The organism is Streptomyces sp. NPDC015345, from assembly GCF_043078805.1.
In the GTDB taxonomy this organism is placed as follows: Bacteria; Actinomycetota; Actinomycetes; order Streptomycetales; family Streptomycetaceae; genus Streptomyces.
Genome location: NZ_JBIBTX010000005.1, coordinates 487,649 through 502,406 on the forward strand (window position 1 = coordinate 487,649; position 14,758 = coordinate 502,406).

Annotated in this window: 15 protein-coding genes; 9 read left to right on the forward strand and 6 right to left on the reverse strand. The window is 69.3% G+C overall.

Annotation, left to right across the window (positions count from 1 at the left end; genetic code table 11):
- Positions 1-302 precede the first annotated feature (302 nt).
- The 9 genes from rpmH (at position 303) to ACF062_RS23460 (ending at position 7,202) form a co-directional block, all read left to right on the forward strand.
- Positions 303-440, forward strand: a complete 138-nt coding sequence (gene rpmH, locus ACF062_RS23420) for a 50S ribosomal protein L34 (RefSeq protein ID WP_006381191.1) — start codon at positions 303-305, stop codon at positions 438-440.
- A gap of 21 nt (positions 441-461) precedes the next feature.
- The gene (gene rnpA / locus ACF062_RS23425) at positions 462-833 is read left to right on the forward strand and encodes a ribonuclease P protein component (protein WP_223775662.1); all 372 of its coding nucleotides are present in this window, start codon (positions 462-464) and stop codon (positions 831-833) included.
- Positions 830-1,186, forward strand: a complete 357-nt coding sequence (gene yidD, locus ACF062_RS23430) for a membrane protein insertion efficiency factor YidD (protein WP_223775661.1) — start codon at positions 830-832, stop codon at positions 1,184-1,186. Before rnpA ends, yidD begins: the two co-directional genes overlap by 4 nt.
- A gap of 3 nt (positions 1,187-1,189) precedes the next feature.
- Positions 1,190-2,491: a membrane protein insertase YidC gene (gene yidC, locus ACF062_RS23435; RefSeq protein ID WP_392140885.1), complete on the forward strand. Its 1,302-nt coding sequence runs from the start codon at positions 1,190-1,192 to the stop codon at positions 2,489-2,491.
- A 14-nt stretch (positions 2,492-2,505) separates the two neighbouring features.
- On the forward strand, positions 2,506-3,021 hold the full coding sequence (locus tag ACF062_RS23440) for a protein jag (RefSeq protein WP_392140887.1): 516 nt from the start codon (positions 2,506-2,508) through the stop codon (positions 3,019-3,021).
- Positions 3,022-3,121: 100 nt separating this feature from the next.
- Complete coding sequence (rsmG, locus tag ACF062_RS23445) at positions 3,122-3,841, forward strand: 16S rRNA (guanine(527)-N(7))-methyltransferase RsmG (protein WP_223775658.1); 720 nt, start codon at positions 3,122-3,124, stop codon at positions 3,839-3,841.
- Between the two features lie 256 nt (positions 3,842-4,097).
- Positions 4,098-5,174: a ParA family protein gene (locus ACF062_RS23450; protein WP_276573898.1), complete on the forward strand. Its 1,077-nt coding sequence runs from the start codon at positions 4,098-4,100 to the stop codon at positions 5,172-5,174.
- Positions 5,171-6,280, forward strand: a complete 1,110-nt coding sequence (locus tag ACF062_RS23455; protein WP_392140889.1) for a ParB/RepB/Spo0J family partition protein — start codon at positions 5,171-5,173, stop codon at positions 6,278-6,280. The genes ACF062_RS23450 and ACF062_RS23455 overlap by 4 nt, the downstream gene beginning before the upstream one ends.
- A gap of 304 nt (positions 6,281-6,584) precedes the next feature.
- Entirely contained in the window at positions 6,585-7,202 is a 618-nt protein-coding gene (locus ACF062_RS23460; protein WP_392140891.1) for a GNAT family N-acetyltransferase, read from the forward strand.
- A gap of 70 nt (positions 7,203-7,272) precedes the next feature.
- On the opposite strand, the gene trxA is transcribed toward ACF062_RS23460, so the two are convergent.
- From trxA to murJ, 6 genes are all read right to left on the reverse strand, one after another.
- Positions 7,273-7,605 (reverse strand): thioredoxin, encoded by a 333-nt coding sequence (trxA, locus tag ACF062_RS23465; protein WP_356576664.1) that lies wholly within the window; start codon positions 7,603-7,605, stop codon positions 7,273-7,275.
- A 41-nt stretch (positions 7,606-7,646) separates the two neighbouring features.
- Complete coding sequence (gene trxB / locus ACF062_RS23470; protein WP_392140893.1) at positions 7,647-8,609, reverse strand: thioredoxin-disulfide reductase; 963 nt, start codon at positions 8,607-8,609, stop codon at positions 7,647-7,649.
- A 128-nt stretch (positions 8,610-8,737) separates the two neighbouring features.
- Complete coding sequence (locus ACF062_RS23475; protein WP_392140895.1) at positions 8,738-9,700, reverse strand: hypothetical protein; 963 nt, start codon at positions 9,698-9,700, stop codon at positions 8,738-8,740.
- Positions 9,697-10,446 (reverse strand): RNA polymerase sigma factor SigM, encoded by a 750-nt coding sequence (gene sigM, locus ACF062_RS23480; RefSeq protein WP_392140897.1) that lies wholly within the window; start codon positions 10,444-10,446, stop codon positions 9,697-9,699. The genes ACF062_RS23475 and sigM overlap by 4 nt, the downstream gene beginning before the upstream one ends.
- Before the next feature lie 41 nt (positions 10,447-10,487).
- The gene (locus ACF062_RS23485) at positions 10,488-12,200 is read right to left on the reverse strand and encodes a protein kinase family protein (protein ID WP_392140899.1); all 1,713 of its coding nucleotides are present in this window, start codon (positions 12,198-12,200) and stop codon (positions 10,488-10,490) included.
- 118 nt (positions 12,201-12,318) lie between these two features.
- On the reverse strand, positions 12,319-14,757 hold the full coding sequence (murJ, locus tag ACF062_RS23490; RefSeq protein WP_392140901.1) for a murein biosynthesis integral membrane protein MurJ: 2,439 nt from the start codon (positions 14,755-14,757) through the stop codon (positions 12,319-12,321).
- Between the last annotated feature and the right edge of the window lies 1 nt (position 14,758).

The following is a 14,758-nucleotide window of genomic DNA, read 5'->3' on the forward strand; positions in this document are numbered from 1 at the left end:
GGGGAAGGGAACGAATCGGAGTTCAGCCAAGGTAGTCAGGGCGACGGCTGCGGTTCAAGTTGTTGTCCACAGGCTGTGCACAGTGTCCCCTTCCGACGGTCGGTTTGACCGGATGGCGTAGCCCCGCGTACCGTGACCAGGTCGAGTTGTCGATGGCTGCTGCCGCCTGCCTCCGATGGGCAAAGATCACGATCTGTGATTGTGAAGCGGTGCACTCGGTGCGTATTCGCGAGCTTCTCGTGGGCGCACGGTGACAGCCAGGCGATGTCCCGCCACCACACGATCATTTCTGGAGCCCCCGAGTGAGCAAGCGCACCTTCCAGCCGAACAACCGCCGTCGTGCCAAGACCCACGGCTTCCGCCTGCGGATGCGCACCCGCGCCGGCCGCGCGATTCTCGCGAACCGTCGTGGCAAGGGTCGCGCCAGCCTGTCCGCCTGATCTCAGTCAGGTCATGACGTCGTGCTGCCTACCGAGCATCGGCTGAGGCGGCGCGAAGACTTCGCGACCGCGGTACGCCGAGGACGCCGGGCCGGACGCCCGCTCCTCGTCGTCCATCTTCGTAGCGGTGCAACGGACCCGCACGTGCCCGGGGAGACCCTTCCCCCGACACGTGCGGGTTTCGTCGTCAGCAAGGCCGTGGGCGGAGCCGTCGTACGCAACACGGTGAAGCGCAGGCTTCGCCACCTCATGCGCGACCGGCTGGCCTCCGTGCCCCCCGGTAGCCTGGTAGTCGTACGAGCGCTGCCCGGAGCGGGCGACGCCGACCATGCACAGCTGGCCCGAGACCTGGATGCCGCCTTGCAGCGGTTGCTGGGAGGGGGCGCGCGATGAAGTACCCGCTGTTGGCCCTGATCAAGCTGTATCAGTGGACGATCAGTCCACTTCTGGGCCCTGTGTGCAAGTACTACCCGTCGTGTTCCCGCTACGGCTACCTGGCCATCGACCGACACGGTGCGATCAAGGGGACGGCGCTCACTGCCTGGCGCATCCTGCGGTGCAATCCGTGGTCGCTCGGTGGTGTCGACCATGTTCCGCCGCGCAAGCGTCCGCGGTGGCACGAGATGCTGCGCGCCGCCTGGCGCGAACGCAAGGGCGGGCCCTCCGCCGCAGGCGGGCCGACCGGGGCTCTCCCCCTGAGCACGGCCGCCGAGACCGAGACCCCGTCCCATGCTCAAGGAGCCTGATTAGTGGACACGATTGCCAGTCTCTTCAGCTTTATCACGACACCAGTTTCGTGGGTCATCGTCCAGTTCCACTCGGTGTACGGGAAGCTCTTCGGCCCCGACACGGGCTGGGCCTGGGGCCTGTCCATCGTGTCCCTGGTGATCCTGATCCGTATCTGTCTGATCCCGCTCTTCGTGAAGCAGATCAAGGCCACTCGGGCCATGCAGACGCTGCAGCCCGAGATGAAGAAGATCCAGGAGCGCTACAAGAGCGACAAGCAGCGCCAGTCCGAAGAGATGATGAAGCTGTACAAGGAGTCGGGTACCAACCCGCTCTCCTCGTGCCTTCCCATCCTGGCGCAGTCGCCGTTCTTCTTCGCCCTGTACCACGTGCTCAACAGCATCGCCACGGGCAAGACGATCGGCGTCATCGACGAGGGGCTCCTGGAGAGCGCGCGTAAGGCGCACATCTTCGGTGCCCCGCTGGCGGCGAAGTTCACCGACAGCGCCGACAAGGTCGCCTCGCTCAGCGCCACGCTGACCGACGTGCGTGTCATCACCGCCGTCATGATCATTCTGATGTCGGCCTCGCAGTTCTTCACGCAGCGCCAGCTGATGACGAAGAACGTGGACACGACGGTCAAGACGCCGTTCATGCAGCAGCAGAAGATGCTGATGTACGTCTTCCCGATCATGTTCGCCGTCTTCGGCATCAACTTCCCCGTCGGTGTCCTCGTCTACTGGCTGACCACCAACGTGTGGACCATGGGCCAGCAGATGTTCGTGATCCGCAGGAACCCGACGCCGGGCTCCAAGGCCCAGGCCGCCTTCCTGGAGCGTCTGCAGAAGCAGGTCACGCACCACAAGAAGGTGCGGGGCCGTGGCAACGTGAACGTCATCAAGGCGATCGTCGCCAAGGGCCGCGACCGCAACGAGTTCGAGCGCAAGTTCATCAACGGCCTGACCAAGGCGGGCCTCGCGGCCCAGGCCGACGGCACCGTGGTGGAGAGCGAGTCCGCCGTCGCCACGGAGACCGAGGACGGGGCCACGGCCGCCGGGGCCCCCAGGCGCCAGCAGCCCAAGCGCCAGAGCAAGGCCAAGCGCCAGGCCGCCACCGCGCAGGGCGCCGTCAAGCCGGACGGCGAAGAGGTCACCAAGACGTCGCTGGAGAAGGCTCAGGACCAGCCTGAGGACGCCGCCCCCGCCAAGCCGGCGGGCGGCAGCACGACGGGCAACAAGCCCGGCTCCGGTGCCCGCAGCAAAGCCAAGTCGGGACAGCAGCGCAAGGGCCAGCAGCGGCCCAAGCACCCGTCCTCCAAGAAGTAGAAGGAGTCCATCCCGTGACGGAAGGCACCACCACCTCCGCCGCAGCTGAGGCCGGCGACACCCTCACCCGCCTCGAGCAGGAGGGTGAGATCGCGGCGGACTACCTCGAGGGTCTGCTGGACATCGCCGATCTCGACGGCGACATCGACATGGACGTCGAGGCCGACCGCGCCGCTGTCTCGATCATCAGCGACACCGCAAGCCGTGACCTCCAGAAGCTGGTCGGCCGCGACGGCGAGGTCCTGGAGGCGCTCCAGGAACTCACGCGTCTCGCCGTGCACCGCGAGACCGGCGACCGCAGCCGCCTGATGCTGGACATCGCGGGCTACCGCGCCAAGAAGCGCGAGGAGCTCTCGGAGCTGGGCGCCAAGGCCGCGGCCGATGTCAAGAGCTCCGGTGAGCCGACCAAGCTCCAGCCGATGACGCCGTTCGAGCGCAAGGTCGTGCATGATGCGGTCAAGGCCGCCGGTCTGCGCAGTGAGTCGGAGGGCGAGGAGCCGCAGCGCTTCGTCGTCGTACTGCCCGCCTGAGCGGTACCGCGTGTGCCCGGCCCCGTCTGTTCACAGGCGGGGCCGGTCTTTGTCAGCCTGATAGTCAGCCACCCCAGTGCGGTACGGAAGGACGGTCCCCGTGACGGAGGCAGCGGAGCTTCCCCCGGCGCCTGAAGAGGCCCGGACGGTATTCGGCGATCGCTTCGCGGACGCGGTCCGGTACGCGGAGCTGCTCGCCGATGCGGGAGTGCAGCGAGGCCTGATCGGTCCCCGGGAGGTGCCGAGGCTCTGGGAGCGGCACCTGCTGAACTGCGCGGTGCTGTCCGAGGTCGTGCCCGAGGGCGTCACCGTGTGCGATGTCGGCTCCGGCGCCGGGCTGCCCGGCATCCCGCTGGCCCTCGTCCGCCCGGACCTGAAGATCACCCTCCTTGAGCCTCTGCTGCGGCGCACGAACTTCCTCACCGAAGTCGTCGAGCTGCTCGGCCTCGACCATGTGACGGTCGTGCGGGGGCGCGCCGAGGAGGTCCTCGGCAAGTTGCCGCCGGTCCATGTGGTGACCGCGCGAGCCGTGGCGCCCCTGGACCGCCTGGCGGCCTGGGGGGTCCCTCTGCTGCGTCCCTACGGCGAGATGCTCCTCCTCAAGGGGGACACCGCCGAGGAGGAGGTCAAGGCCGCGGGATCCGCTCTGAGCAAGCTCGGCGCGGTCGGCACCTCGGTCCTGCACGTCGGCGAGGGCGTGGTGGATCCGCAGTCCACGGTCGTCCGGGTCGAGGTCGGGGAGAGCCCGGGTGGCGTGCGCTTCGCGGCGAAGCGGGCCAAGGCCGCGCGCACCGGACGGGCACGGCGCCGTCGTGGCTGATTGACGGCAGGCTGTACTCCACAAAAGCTGCCAAACGTACGCATACCGGGGTGTCGCACCAGCGGCACCCCGGTTGCCGTGCATCGTGTTTCACGTGAAACGTCGCTCACTGCTGCATGGCATCATCAATCGCGGCCGCGCTGCGGAACCTCGCGACCGTCGGCCCCTCGGTTCCCTCGATAAGGGCACGGAGTTGTCCACAGAGGTGGATTCGTCCACAGAAGACCGGGCCTCGCTGGTTCATGACCCTCAAAGCATGGGAGGCTCTGTTCATTGCGAGCCTGATGTCGAGGAGAGTGAATCCTTGCGGTCCGACGCCAACATCGCGGGACCGATGACCGATCCGGTCCCCGGTCCCCGTACCGAGTCGGCGGGGGAGGATGTTTCACGTGAAACACCGACCCCGATGGACGACACACCCATCGGTCGTGCTGCCCAACTGGCGGTGGAAGCACTCGGTCGCGCCGGCGAAGGCCTGCCGCGCCCCGAGCGGACCCGCGTCATGGTGGTCGCCAACCAGAAGGGTGGGGTGGGCAAGACGACGACGACCGTCAACCTCGCCGCCTCACTCGCTCTGCACGGCGCCCGAGTCCTGGTGATCGACCTCGACCCGCAGGGCAACGCCTCCACCGCCCTCGGCATCGACCACCACGCCGAAGTGCCGTCCATCTACGACGTGCTGGTCGAGAGCAAGCCGCTCTCCGATGTCGTCCAGCCGGTGCCGGACGTCGAAGGTCTCTTCTGTGCCCCGGCCACCATCGATCTCGCCGGTGCGGAGATCGAGCTGGTCTCGCTGGTGGCGCGGGAGAGCCGGCTGCAGCGGGCCATCCAGGCGTACGAGCAGCCGCTGGACTACATCCTCATCGACTGCCCGCCGTCGCTCGGCCTACTGACGGTCAACGCCATGGTGGCCGGCGCGGAAGTGCTGATCCCCATCCAGTGCGAGTACTACGCGCTGGAAGGACTCGGCCAACTCCTGCGCAACGTGGACCTCGTGCGGGGCCACCTCAACCCGAACCTGCACGTCTCGACGATCCTGCTCACCATGTACGACGGCAGGACCCGGCTCGCCTCCCAGGTGGCCGACGAGGTGCGCAGCCACTTCGGCAACGAGGTCCTACGGACGAGCATCCCGCGGTCGGTCCGCATCTCGGAGGCGCCGAGCTACGGCCAGACGGTGTTGACCTACGATCCGGGATCGAGTGGCGCACTCTCCTACTTCGAAGCGGCACGCGAGATCGCGCTGCGTGGAGTCGGAGTGCGGTACGACGTCCAACATGCCCACACGGGCGCTCAGAACAACCAGCACAGCATGACGGAGGGGACGCAGTGAGCGAGCGACGGAGAGGACTGGGTCGAGGCCTCGGCGCCTTGATCCCCGCGGCCCCCACAGAGAAGCAGGTGCCACAGAGCGCGGGTGCCTCGGCCTCCGCGGCCGGGCAGGTGCTCACCGCCGAGCGAGGAGTGGCTGCCGCGAAGGTCACCGCGCTTCCGCAGAGCCCTGTTTCACATGAAACGGTGGAGCCGCCCCAGCAGGCCACGGCGACGCCGGAGAACGCCCCCGTGGCCGGTGCGTACTTCGCCGAGCTGCCGCTGGACTTCATCTCGCCCAACCCACGGCAGCCGCGCGAGGTCTTCGACGAGGACGCCCTCGCGGAGCTGGTGACCTCCATCAAGGAGGTCGGGCTTCTCCAGCCGGTCGTCGTACGTCAGTTGGGCGCCGCGCGCTACGAGCTGATCATGGGCGAGCGGCGCTGGCGGGCCTGCCGTGAGGCCGGCCTGGAGCGCATCCCGGCGATCGTGCGTGCCACGGAGGACGAGAAGCTCCTCCTGGACGCGCTGCTGGAGAACCTGCACCGTGCGCAGCTGAACCCGCTGGAAGAGGCCGCCGCCTACGACCAGCTGCTCAAGGACTTCAACTGCACGCACGACCAGCTGGCGGACCGCATCGGCCGGTCCCGTCCGCAGGTCTCCAACACGCTGCGCCTGCTGAAGCTCTCGCCGGCCGTGCAGCGGCGGGTGGCCGCAGGAGTGCTCTCCGCGGGGCACGCCCGGGCGCTGCTCTCCGTGGACGACTCGGAGGAGCAGGACCGGCTCGCGCACCGGATCGTGGCCGAGGGCCTCTCGGTGCGGGCCGTCGAGGAGATCGTGACCCTCATGGGGTCCCGGCCCCAGAGCACTCCCAAGCCCAAGGGACCGCGTGCCGGTGCCCGGCTCTCGCCGGCTCTGACCAGCCTCGCCACTCGGCTCTCCGACCGGTTCGAAACCCGGGTGCGTGTGGATCTGGGCCAGAAGAAGGGCAAGATCGTCGTCGACTTCGCCTCCCTGGAGGACCTGGAGCGCATCCTCAGCACGCTGGCTCCGGGCGAGGGCCCTGTCCTCCAGAACGGCCAGACCACGGACGCTGACGAAGACGCCTCCGAGGACGAGAAGGGCTGAGCCATAACGGCTGACCCGCCAGAGCGGGCCGTGTTCGGTCTATGCCGGATACGGCCCGCTTTTTGCTTTCTTGCGCTATCGAGGGAATCACTTCGTGGATACGATGCGATCAGGTAGGCGCATCCACCTGACGGCACCTCATTGGGGAGGCGAGGGCCATGCGGACGATGAGCCGCACCGGACTGATGACCGCGGGTCTGGGGCTGGGAGCGGTCGGCGGCTTCGTCGGCAGCCTGCTCCGGGAACGCAGCGCTCTGACAGCCGCCCGCAGCGCGGCGGGCGAGGAAAGGGAGGGATCGCCTTCATGGGGCGTCGGCTCGTACCGCTCACGCTGGACAACCTCCCGGACCTTCCCAAGCGCTGCCGGTCCTGCGTCTTCTGGGAGCTGGACCCGGTCAGCGGCCAGGCCGCGGTAAAGGCCGGGACGCCGGAGCTGGAGAAGGAGGCGTGGATCTCCGCGGTCCTGCTGGAATGGGGATCCTGCGGCCGGGTCGTGTACGTCGACGACGTACCGGTCGGCTTCGTGCTCTACGCACCCCCCGCCTACGTTCCGCGCTCCACCGCGTTCCCCACGAGCCCCGTGTCCCCCGACGCCGTCCAGCTGATGACGGCGTGGATCATGCCCGGCTATCAGGGGCAGGGGCTCGGCAGAGTGATCGTCCAGACGGTCGCCAAGGACCTGCTGCGCCGAGGCTTCAAGGCGATCGAGGCCTTCGGGGACGCGCGCTGGGAGAAGCCGGCGTGTCTGCTGCCCGCGGATCACCTTCTGGCGGTGGGCTTCAAGACCGTCCGCCCGCACCCCGCTTACCCGCGGCTGAGGCTGGAGCTGCGGACGACGCTCTCCTGGAAGGAAGACGTGGAGATGGCGCTCGACCGGCTGCTGGGAGCGGTGCAGAAGGAACCGGCGCTTCGACCGCTCTGACGGACAGCACAATGGCCCGGTCCCTCGCGGGACCGGGCCATTGGTGTTTCACGTGAAACAACGTCGCTGACTACTCGGCGATGAAGTCCGCGAGGTCCCGCTCGATCGCGGCCTTCGGCTTGGCGCCGACGATGGTCTTGGCCACCTCACCGCCCCGGTACACGTTCAGGGTCGGGATGGACATGACGCCGTACTTGGCGGCCGTGCCGGGGTTCTCGTCGATGTTCAGCTTGACGACCTCGATCTTGTCGCCGTGCTCGGCCGCGATCGCCTCGAGGGACGGGGCGATCTGGCGGCACGGGCCGCACCAGGCGGCCCAGAAGTCCACCAGCACGGGCTTGTCGCTCTTGAGGACGTCCTCTTCGAAGGAGGCGTCGGTCACGTTCTTGAGGGTGCCGGCCACGGCAGTCTCCTTAGCTTGGTGCGGTGAGGGAAGTCGGGGGGTCAGACGGTGGCAGTCGCAGCGTTCTCGCTGTCGGCGAGGGCGGCGAGGAAACGCTCGGCGTCGAGGGCGGCGGAGCAGCCGGTGCCGGCCGCTGTGATCGCCTGGCGGTACGTGTGGTCGACGACGTCGCCGGCGCCGAAGACACCGGTCAGGTTCGTCCGGGTCGAGGGCGCCTCAACCTTCAGGTAGCCCTCGTCGTCCAGCTCCAGCTGCCCCTTGAAGAGCTCCGTGCGGGGGTCGTGGCCGATCGCGATGAACAGGCCGGTGACCGGCAGCTCGGACGTCTCGCCCGTCTTGAGGTTGCGCAGCGTCAGACCGGAGAGCTTCTGGTCGCCGTTGATCTCGGCGACCTCGCTGTCCCAGACGAACTTGATCTTCGGGTCGGCGAAGGCGCGCTCCTGCATCGCCTTGGAGGCGCGCAGGCTGTCGCGGCGGTGCACGATCGTCACGGACTTGGCGAAGCGCGAGAGGAAGGTGGCCTCCTCCATCGCGGTGTCGCCGCCGCCGATCACGGCGATGTCCTGGTCCTTGAAGAAGAAGCCGTCGCAGGTGGCGCACCAGGAGACACCGCGTCCGGAGAGCGCGTCCTCGTTCGGCAGGCCGAGCTTGCGGTGCTGCGAGCCGGTCGTGACGATGACGGCCTTCGCGCGGTGCACGGTGCCCGCCGTGTCCGTAACGGTCTTGATCTCACCGCTGAGGTCGACGGCGACAACATCGTCGGGCACGAGCTCGGCGCCGAAGCGCTCGGCCTGGGCGCGCATGTTGTCCATGAGCTCGGGGCCCATGACGCCGTCCTGGAAGCCGGGGAAGTTCTCCACCTCGGTGGTGTTCATCAGCGCACCGCCGGCGGTGACGGCGCCCTCGAACACCAGCGGCTTCAGCGACGCGCGCGCGGTGTAGAGCGCCGCCGTGTAGCCGGCGGGCCCGGAGCCGATGATGATCACGTTACGGACGTCGGTCACGGCTTGATTCCTCGTCTCTGGGGACTGCTGCGTACTGCTGGTGGGGTGCCCTGTCTCAGGTACTCATCCCACCCAACGGATCCTACGGGGCATGCATTCCCCGCCGTGCCCGCGTGTACGGAAGCGTGTCAGCCCTGAGGGTAGGAATGCGTCAGCAGCACCTTGCCCGAGCGCGGTGAGGACTTGCCCACACAGGCGGCGTCGACGATGTAGGCGGACACCTGGCCAGCGTCGGAGTCATGGGGCACCACGACGAGGTACGCGCGCTTTCCCTCGTACGACCCCTCCTCGGCCGCGAGGGGCACCCGAGGACCGATGCCGCGCTGGATGCACTCCGGTATCTGGACCGATGCCTCGCGTAGCGGGGCTTCCGCCGTCGGGGACTCGGGGGTGGAGCGTGTGTCGAAGGTCGGCTTGGCCCCTTCCTGCTTACCGCCGCGCGACTCCTTGACGGGATTCTTGGCAAGGAGGTCGGCCACCTGTCCCTTGAGCTTCTCCTCGGAGAAGGAGTCCGCGCTATCCCGGTGACCCGCGGGAGGGTTCTCCGGGTCCCCGCCCAGGGTCTGCATCAGCAGAGTGCCGAGGCCAATGGCGGCAGCGGTGAAGACGGCGCCGAGCACGGCGGCACGGCGCCGTGTGCGCCGCGCGCGGCCACCGCGCCCCGGCCCGGTGGCCGCGCGCGGTCGCCCGGCGGGACGATCACCGGCCGCGCCCGAGACGGCGGCAGGGGCGGAAGGAGGCGATGTTTCACGTGAAACATGCGGCGCCGGGGTGCGTGCTGGCGCCGCGGAGGCGGGCTCGGGCACCGCGTCCGTCGAGGGGCCGTCGGGGGCGGTGGCGTCCAGCAGCGCTTCGGCGGCCAGCGCCGCGTCGATGCGTCCAGCGACGTCGACGGGCATCCTCGGCGGGCCGGGCAGCGTGCCGAGCATGCCGCGGATCTCCTCCAGCGAGGCATAGACGTCGGCGCAGAGCGCACAGCCGTCCAGATGCCGTCGCACGTCGCTCGTGCGCGACGGGGAGAGCAGACCCTCGGTCAGGTCGGAGATCTCGGCGACCTCCGGATGCCCGGCCGAGTCGGTCGTGGCGCTCACGCTCGCCCACCTCCGCCCTTCACAGCAGCTGAATCGCTTGGTCCTGCATCCCGTGGTTCTGCATCCCGTGGTCCTGCTGCCGGTGGGACGGATGTCCCCTGCGTCCGGTTCCTTCCCGGGCCGGGGCTCTTGCCTCCGCCGTCCTCGCCGCCGTCCCCGTCCCGCGCGGGTGACTCCGTACGGAGATGAGTGAGCAGCGGCAGCAGTCTGGCTCTCCCTCGGGAGCAGCGGCTCTTGACCGTGCCGGCGGGGACGTCGAGGACGCGGGCGGCCTCAGCGACGGGATAGCCCTGCATGTCGACGAGGACGAGGGCGGCCCGCTGGTCCTGCGGGAGCGTGCCCAGCGCCTCCAGGAGCTCACGGTGCAGATCGTTCCGCTCGACGGGGGCGGCAGCCGACTCCTCAGGCTCCAGGAGCTGCTCGAGGCGCTCGGTGTCGTCGATGGGGGAGGTCTTGCGGGAAGCCGCCTTGCGGGCCCGGTCGAGGCAGGCGTTCACGGTGATCCGGTGCAGCCAGGTCGTCACGGCGGACTGCCCGCGGAAGGTGTGCGCCGCGCGGTAGGCGGAGACGAGGGCGTCCTGCACCGCGTCGGCCGCTTCCTCGCGGTCCCCGAGGGTGCGCAGCGCCACGGCCCACAGCCGGTCCCGGTGGCGGCAGACGAGTTCACCGAAGGCGTCCTTGTCCCCCGCGACATGGCTGGCGAGGAGGTCCTGGTCGCTCATGTCAGCAAGTGCGGTGCCGTCCACCGTCGGCCCCCTCCCCCCAGTGCGCTGCGCCGAGCCGGTCCTCAGCCCTTGAACTTCACGTCCGTGATGGCTTGCTTGAACCCTGCCCTGTAGTACCCGTCGGGGCCGGACTTCGGCACCGCGGTCACCCACAGGAGCACGTACTGCGACTTCACGGGCTTCTTGGCCTCGATCTTCGCGGTGTTGCCCGAAGTGGTGGTGCCACCGATCTTCTTCATGGAGCTGATCGGTGTCGACGGCGAGAGCGAATCCACGGCGTACAGCGTGACCGTGGTGTGGGGTCCGCCGTACTGAAGGGCTATCGACGCCGCCGAGACGTCCTGCTCCGAGCCGAGGTCATAGACGATACCGACACCGGGCTTGTACGGGGCCAGCGCGGGACCGTCATTGAACGTCTTGGTGCGCCAGAGCGAGGCCCGGTCCTTGTCGTAGGTGTTGCCGACGCTCTCCGGGTCCTGGGGGGATCCCTTCAGGACGTACTCCTGCGCGCCCTCGATGCTGATCGGCTTCTTGGGCTTCGGCTGGTCCTTGTCGTCGCCCTGGGTCGTCTGCGTGTCGTTGGCGTCCCCGGAGTTCTCGCGGTCCATGAGCGCGTCCGCGAGCTGCCAGCTGCCCAGGCCGAGCGCGGCGATGAGCAGCGCGGACACGGCCCACTTGAGGGCCCTTCCGGTGCGGCTCTGCAACGGGGGCGGCGGGGTGAGCACGGGCTGGGTGGCGCCGAGGTGGGGCACGGGGCGGCCGTAGCTGCCCTGCTGGTACGTGGTGCGCTGGTACTCGGGGGGCGCGGTGAAGGCCGGCTCCGGCGGGCGGATGCGGGGCATCTCACCGATGGCCTTGACCAGCTCCTCCGGCGTCGTGCACGGCGGGTCCTGGCGGGAGGCGGTCGCGCCGTCATTGACGAGCGCCCGCATGGCCAGCTCGGAGAGGCCGCGGTGGACGCCCGCGCGCACCTGGTCGGGGGCGATGAGGCCGATGTCCTTGGGCAGCCCGGAGAGGCCGTAGGCGTCGTCTTCGTAGGGCCAGCGCTGGGTCAGCGAGGCGTACAGGAGAGCGCCGATCGCCTCCGTGTCCGTGCGCTGCGGGGTGTCGGAGCTGATGCCGCGCAGGGCCGCGTTCACGGCGAGGCCGCGGATGCGGTACTGGCCGGAGGAGGTGCGCAGCACGGCGCTCGGGGTCAGGCGCAGATGGGCCAGCCCCTCGCGGTGGGCGGCCGCCATGGCCTGGGAGATCTGGCTGACGAGCTGGTACGCGTCGTGTGCCTCCAGCGGGCCCGCCGCGAGGACCGCGGTGAGCTCCGTGGCGTCAGGGAGCCACTCGTGGACGACGTAGACGAGGTCGTTCTCCTCGACAGCGTCCAGGACCTGTACGAACCGCGGGTCGCCGAGGAGGGCCGAGGAACGGGCCGCCGCGAGGACCGAGCGTGCCCGCGGGTGGTCCGCGGGCAGCAGGTGGACGCCGACGGCACGGCGGAGCTTCTCGTCCACCGCGCGCCAGCTGCTGAATCCGTCCAGACGGGTGACGCACTCTTCGAGCCGATAGCGCCTGGCGAGCTTGTGGCCACTGTGCAGTTCGGGAGGTGAGGAGGCCCCACGGCTCATGGGCTTCTCTGTATCCGCCGCGTCATCGTCTGCTGCCGTGTCCCGCTCCCGGGTCCGGGCCACCCCGTCGGCCGTGGGCTGCTCCGCCTTGGCGGTCAGCGGCTCGTCACCGCTGTTGTCTGCCACGTCGACGGCAGCCGTGCTCCGTTCCGCCACCGTCGCTCCTGCCTCCCCATCCGTTGCGCTACGTCAGACGCCAAAGCCAATTGTGCCCACAGTCCGGTGCTATGCACGACACGCGGTGGCCGGCGATGGTTGTGCGGTACTCCTCGTCTCAGCGTCCGAGACGGCCTCGGACCATGCCGACCATGGAGTTGAGCTCCTCGATGCGCATGCGTTTCGCGGCGACGAAGAAGACTCCCAGTAGTACGGCACCGCCCGCGACCAGGGCCGCCAGCGATCCGAGGACACCCTGTCCAAGGCTCTTGGTGATCGCGTACGCGGCGCCGCCCGCGAGGATCGCCGCGGGTAGCGCGGCGATACCGAGCCTGGCATACGTACGCAGTACGCGGGAACCGTCCAGGTCGCCGCCGAGCCGCTTGCGCAGCCGCTGCCACGCGACGCCCACGCCGATGGCGTACGAGAGACCGTACGCGGCGGCCATGCCGGTGACCGCCCAGCGGGTGGGCAGCGCGAAGTAGCAGGCCGCCGAGGCGGCGGCATTCATCGCGGCCACGATGACCGTGTTGTAGAAGGGGGTGCGCGTGTCCTCGTAGGCGTAGAAGGCCCGCAGCACGACGTACTGCACGGAGTAGGGGATCAGGCCGAGGCCGAAGGCCATCAGCATGTAGCCCATGTTCGTGGCTTGGGCGCTGCCCGAGGAACCGAAGATCAGCGTGCACATCGGGATGCCGAGCGCGACGAACCCGAAGGCGATGGGCACGATCGCGACCGCTGTCGTGCGCAGGCCCTGGGAGATGTCGTCACGGACGGATCCGGAGTCGCCGTCCTGGGCCGAGCGGGAGAGCCGGGGCAGCAGGGCCGCCATCAGGGACACCGTGATGATCGCCTGCGGGAGGCCCCAGATGAGCTGGGCGTTGGCGTAGGCGGAGAAGCCGATGCCGCTCGTGGAGGGCAGGTCGGTGGTGGCTGCGGTGGCCAGCTGGGTGACGACGAGGGCGCCCGCGTGGTTGGCCAGCACGAACAGGATCGTCCACTTGGCGAGCTTGGCGGCCTTGCCCAGGCCGTGGCCCTTCCAGTCGAAGCGCGGACGCAGCTTGAACCCGGTCTCGCGCAGGTACGGGATCATCGCCAGGGCCTGCACGACGAGACCGAGCAGGACACCGAAACCGAGGAGGCGCTCGGCCTCCGGCGGGATGCTTTGGACGTTCATGCCGGACGACGCCGAGGTCCCGTACACCCCGATGAACATGCCGAGCGTGGCGATGATGACGATGTTGTTGAGGACCGGGGTCCACATCATCGCGCCGAACTTTCCGCGCGCGTTGAGGATCTGGCCCATCACCACGTGGACGCCCATGAAGAAGATCGAGGGCAGGAAGTAGCGCAGCAGCGTGGTCCCGACATCGGTCGCCGCCGGGTCGTTGGCGACCGGGACGGACATCACGCGCACCAGCTGGGGGGCGAGGACGATGCCCAGGGCGGTGAACAGACCGAGCGCCACCATGACGAGGGTCAGCAGGCGGTTGGCGTACGCTTCGCCGCCGTCCTCGTCCTCCTTCATGGAGCGCACCAGCTGGGGCACGAAGACGGAGTTGAGCCCGCCGCCGACGGTGAGGATGTAGATCATCGTCGGGATCTGGTAGACGACCTGGAAGGTGTCGCCGAGCAGACCGACGCCGAGCGCGGAGACGATCAGTGCGGAGCGGATGAAGCCGGTGAGGCGCGAGACGAGCGTGCCTGCCGCCATGACGGCGCTGGACTTCAGCAGGCTCGCCGCGCGGCCCCCCGACTTGGGGGCCGGGGCCGGGGCCGGTGCTGGTGCCTGTGCGGGCGTGGGTGCCGGGGCCGGCGCGGGGGCGGGGACGATCGGCTGGTCGACGGGCGTGTAGCCGCCGTTGACCGGCTGCTGGTAGCCGCCGCTCTGGGGGTATCCGGAGCTCTGGGGATAGCCACCGTTTTGGGGATGGCCACCGGTCTGGGGGTAGCCGTTCTCCTGGAGGTAGCCGCCGTTGCCCTGGGGATAGCCGTTGTCCTGGGGATAGCCGTTGTCCTGGGGATAGCCGTTGTCCTGCGGATAACCGCCCTGCTGGTAGCCGACCTGCTGGTCGCGGTAGCCGCCGGGCTGCTGGTCGCGGTAGAGGTGGGCGAAGGCGTCCGGCTCGTGGCGCTCCTCGCCCGCCTGGGTGACCAGGTCGTCGACGCCCACGAACTGCGTCGTACGGGCGTCGTCGCCGTAGGGGAGGTGCCGGGTCGGGCCCTCCGGCTCGGGGGCCGGCGTCTGGGCCCACACGCGGGGGTCAGGGGCGTGCTCGGGGGCGGCAGGCCGGCCGTAGAGCGGCTGCTGCGGGTAGGTGCCGGGCGGCGGCGGGGGGTGCGCCGCGCGGTCGTAGAGCGCCTCGGCCACCGGATCCTGGGCGGAGAGGTCCTGCGCCCGGTAGGGATCCTCCTCGTAGGCGTCCTGGAGGTACGCGTCGGGCGCAGGCTGCGGTGGAACCTGCTGCCCGTAGTCGGCTGAGTCCTGCGGCGGGCCCCCGGGCGAGGCAGGGCCGCCCGAGCCCTGGCCACGGTCACCGTCGTACGGCGCGTTCATG

Coding starts and splice junctions, on each gene's coding strand:
- murJ (WP_392140901.1), bottom strand. CDS start 14,757: ATGAACGCGCCGTACGACGGTGACCGTGGCCAGGGCTCGGGCGGCCCT.
- yidD (WP_223775661.1), top strand. CDS start 830: ATGAAGTACCCGCTGTTGGCCCTGATCAAGCTGTATCAGTGGACGATC.
- ACF062_RS23450 (WP_276573898.1), top strand. CDS start 4,098: ATGGGAGGCTCTGTTCATTGCGAGCCTGATGTCGAGGAGAGTGAATCC.
- ACF062_RS23460 (WP_392140891.1), top strand. CDS start 6,585: ATGGGGCGTCGGCTCGTACCGCTCACGCTGGACAACCTCCCGGACCTT.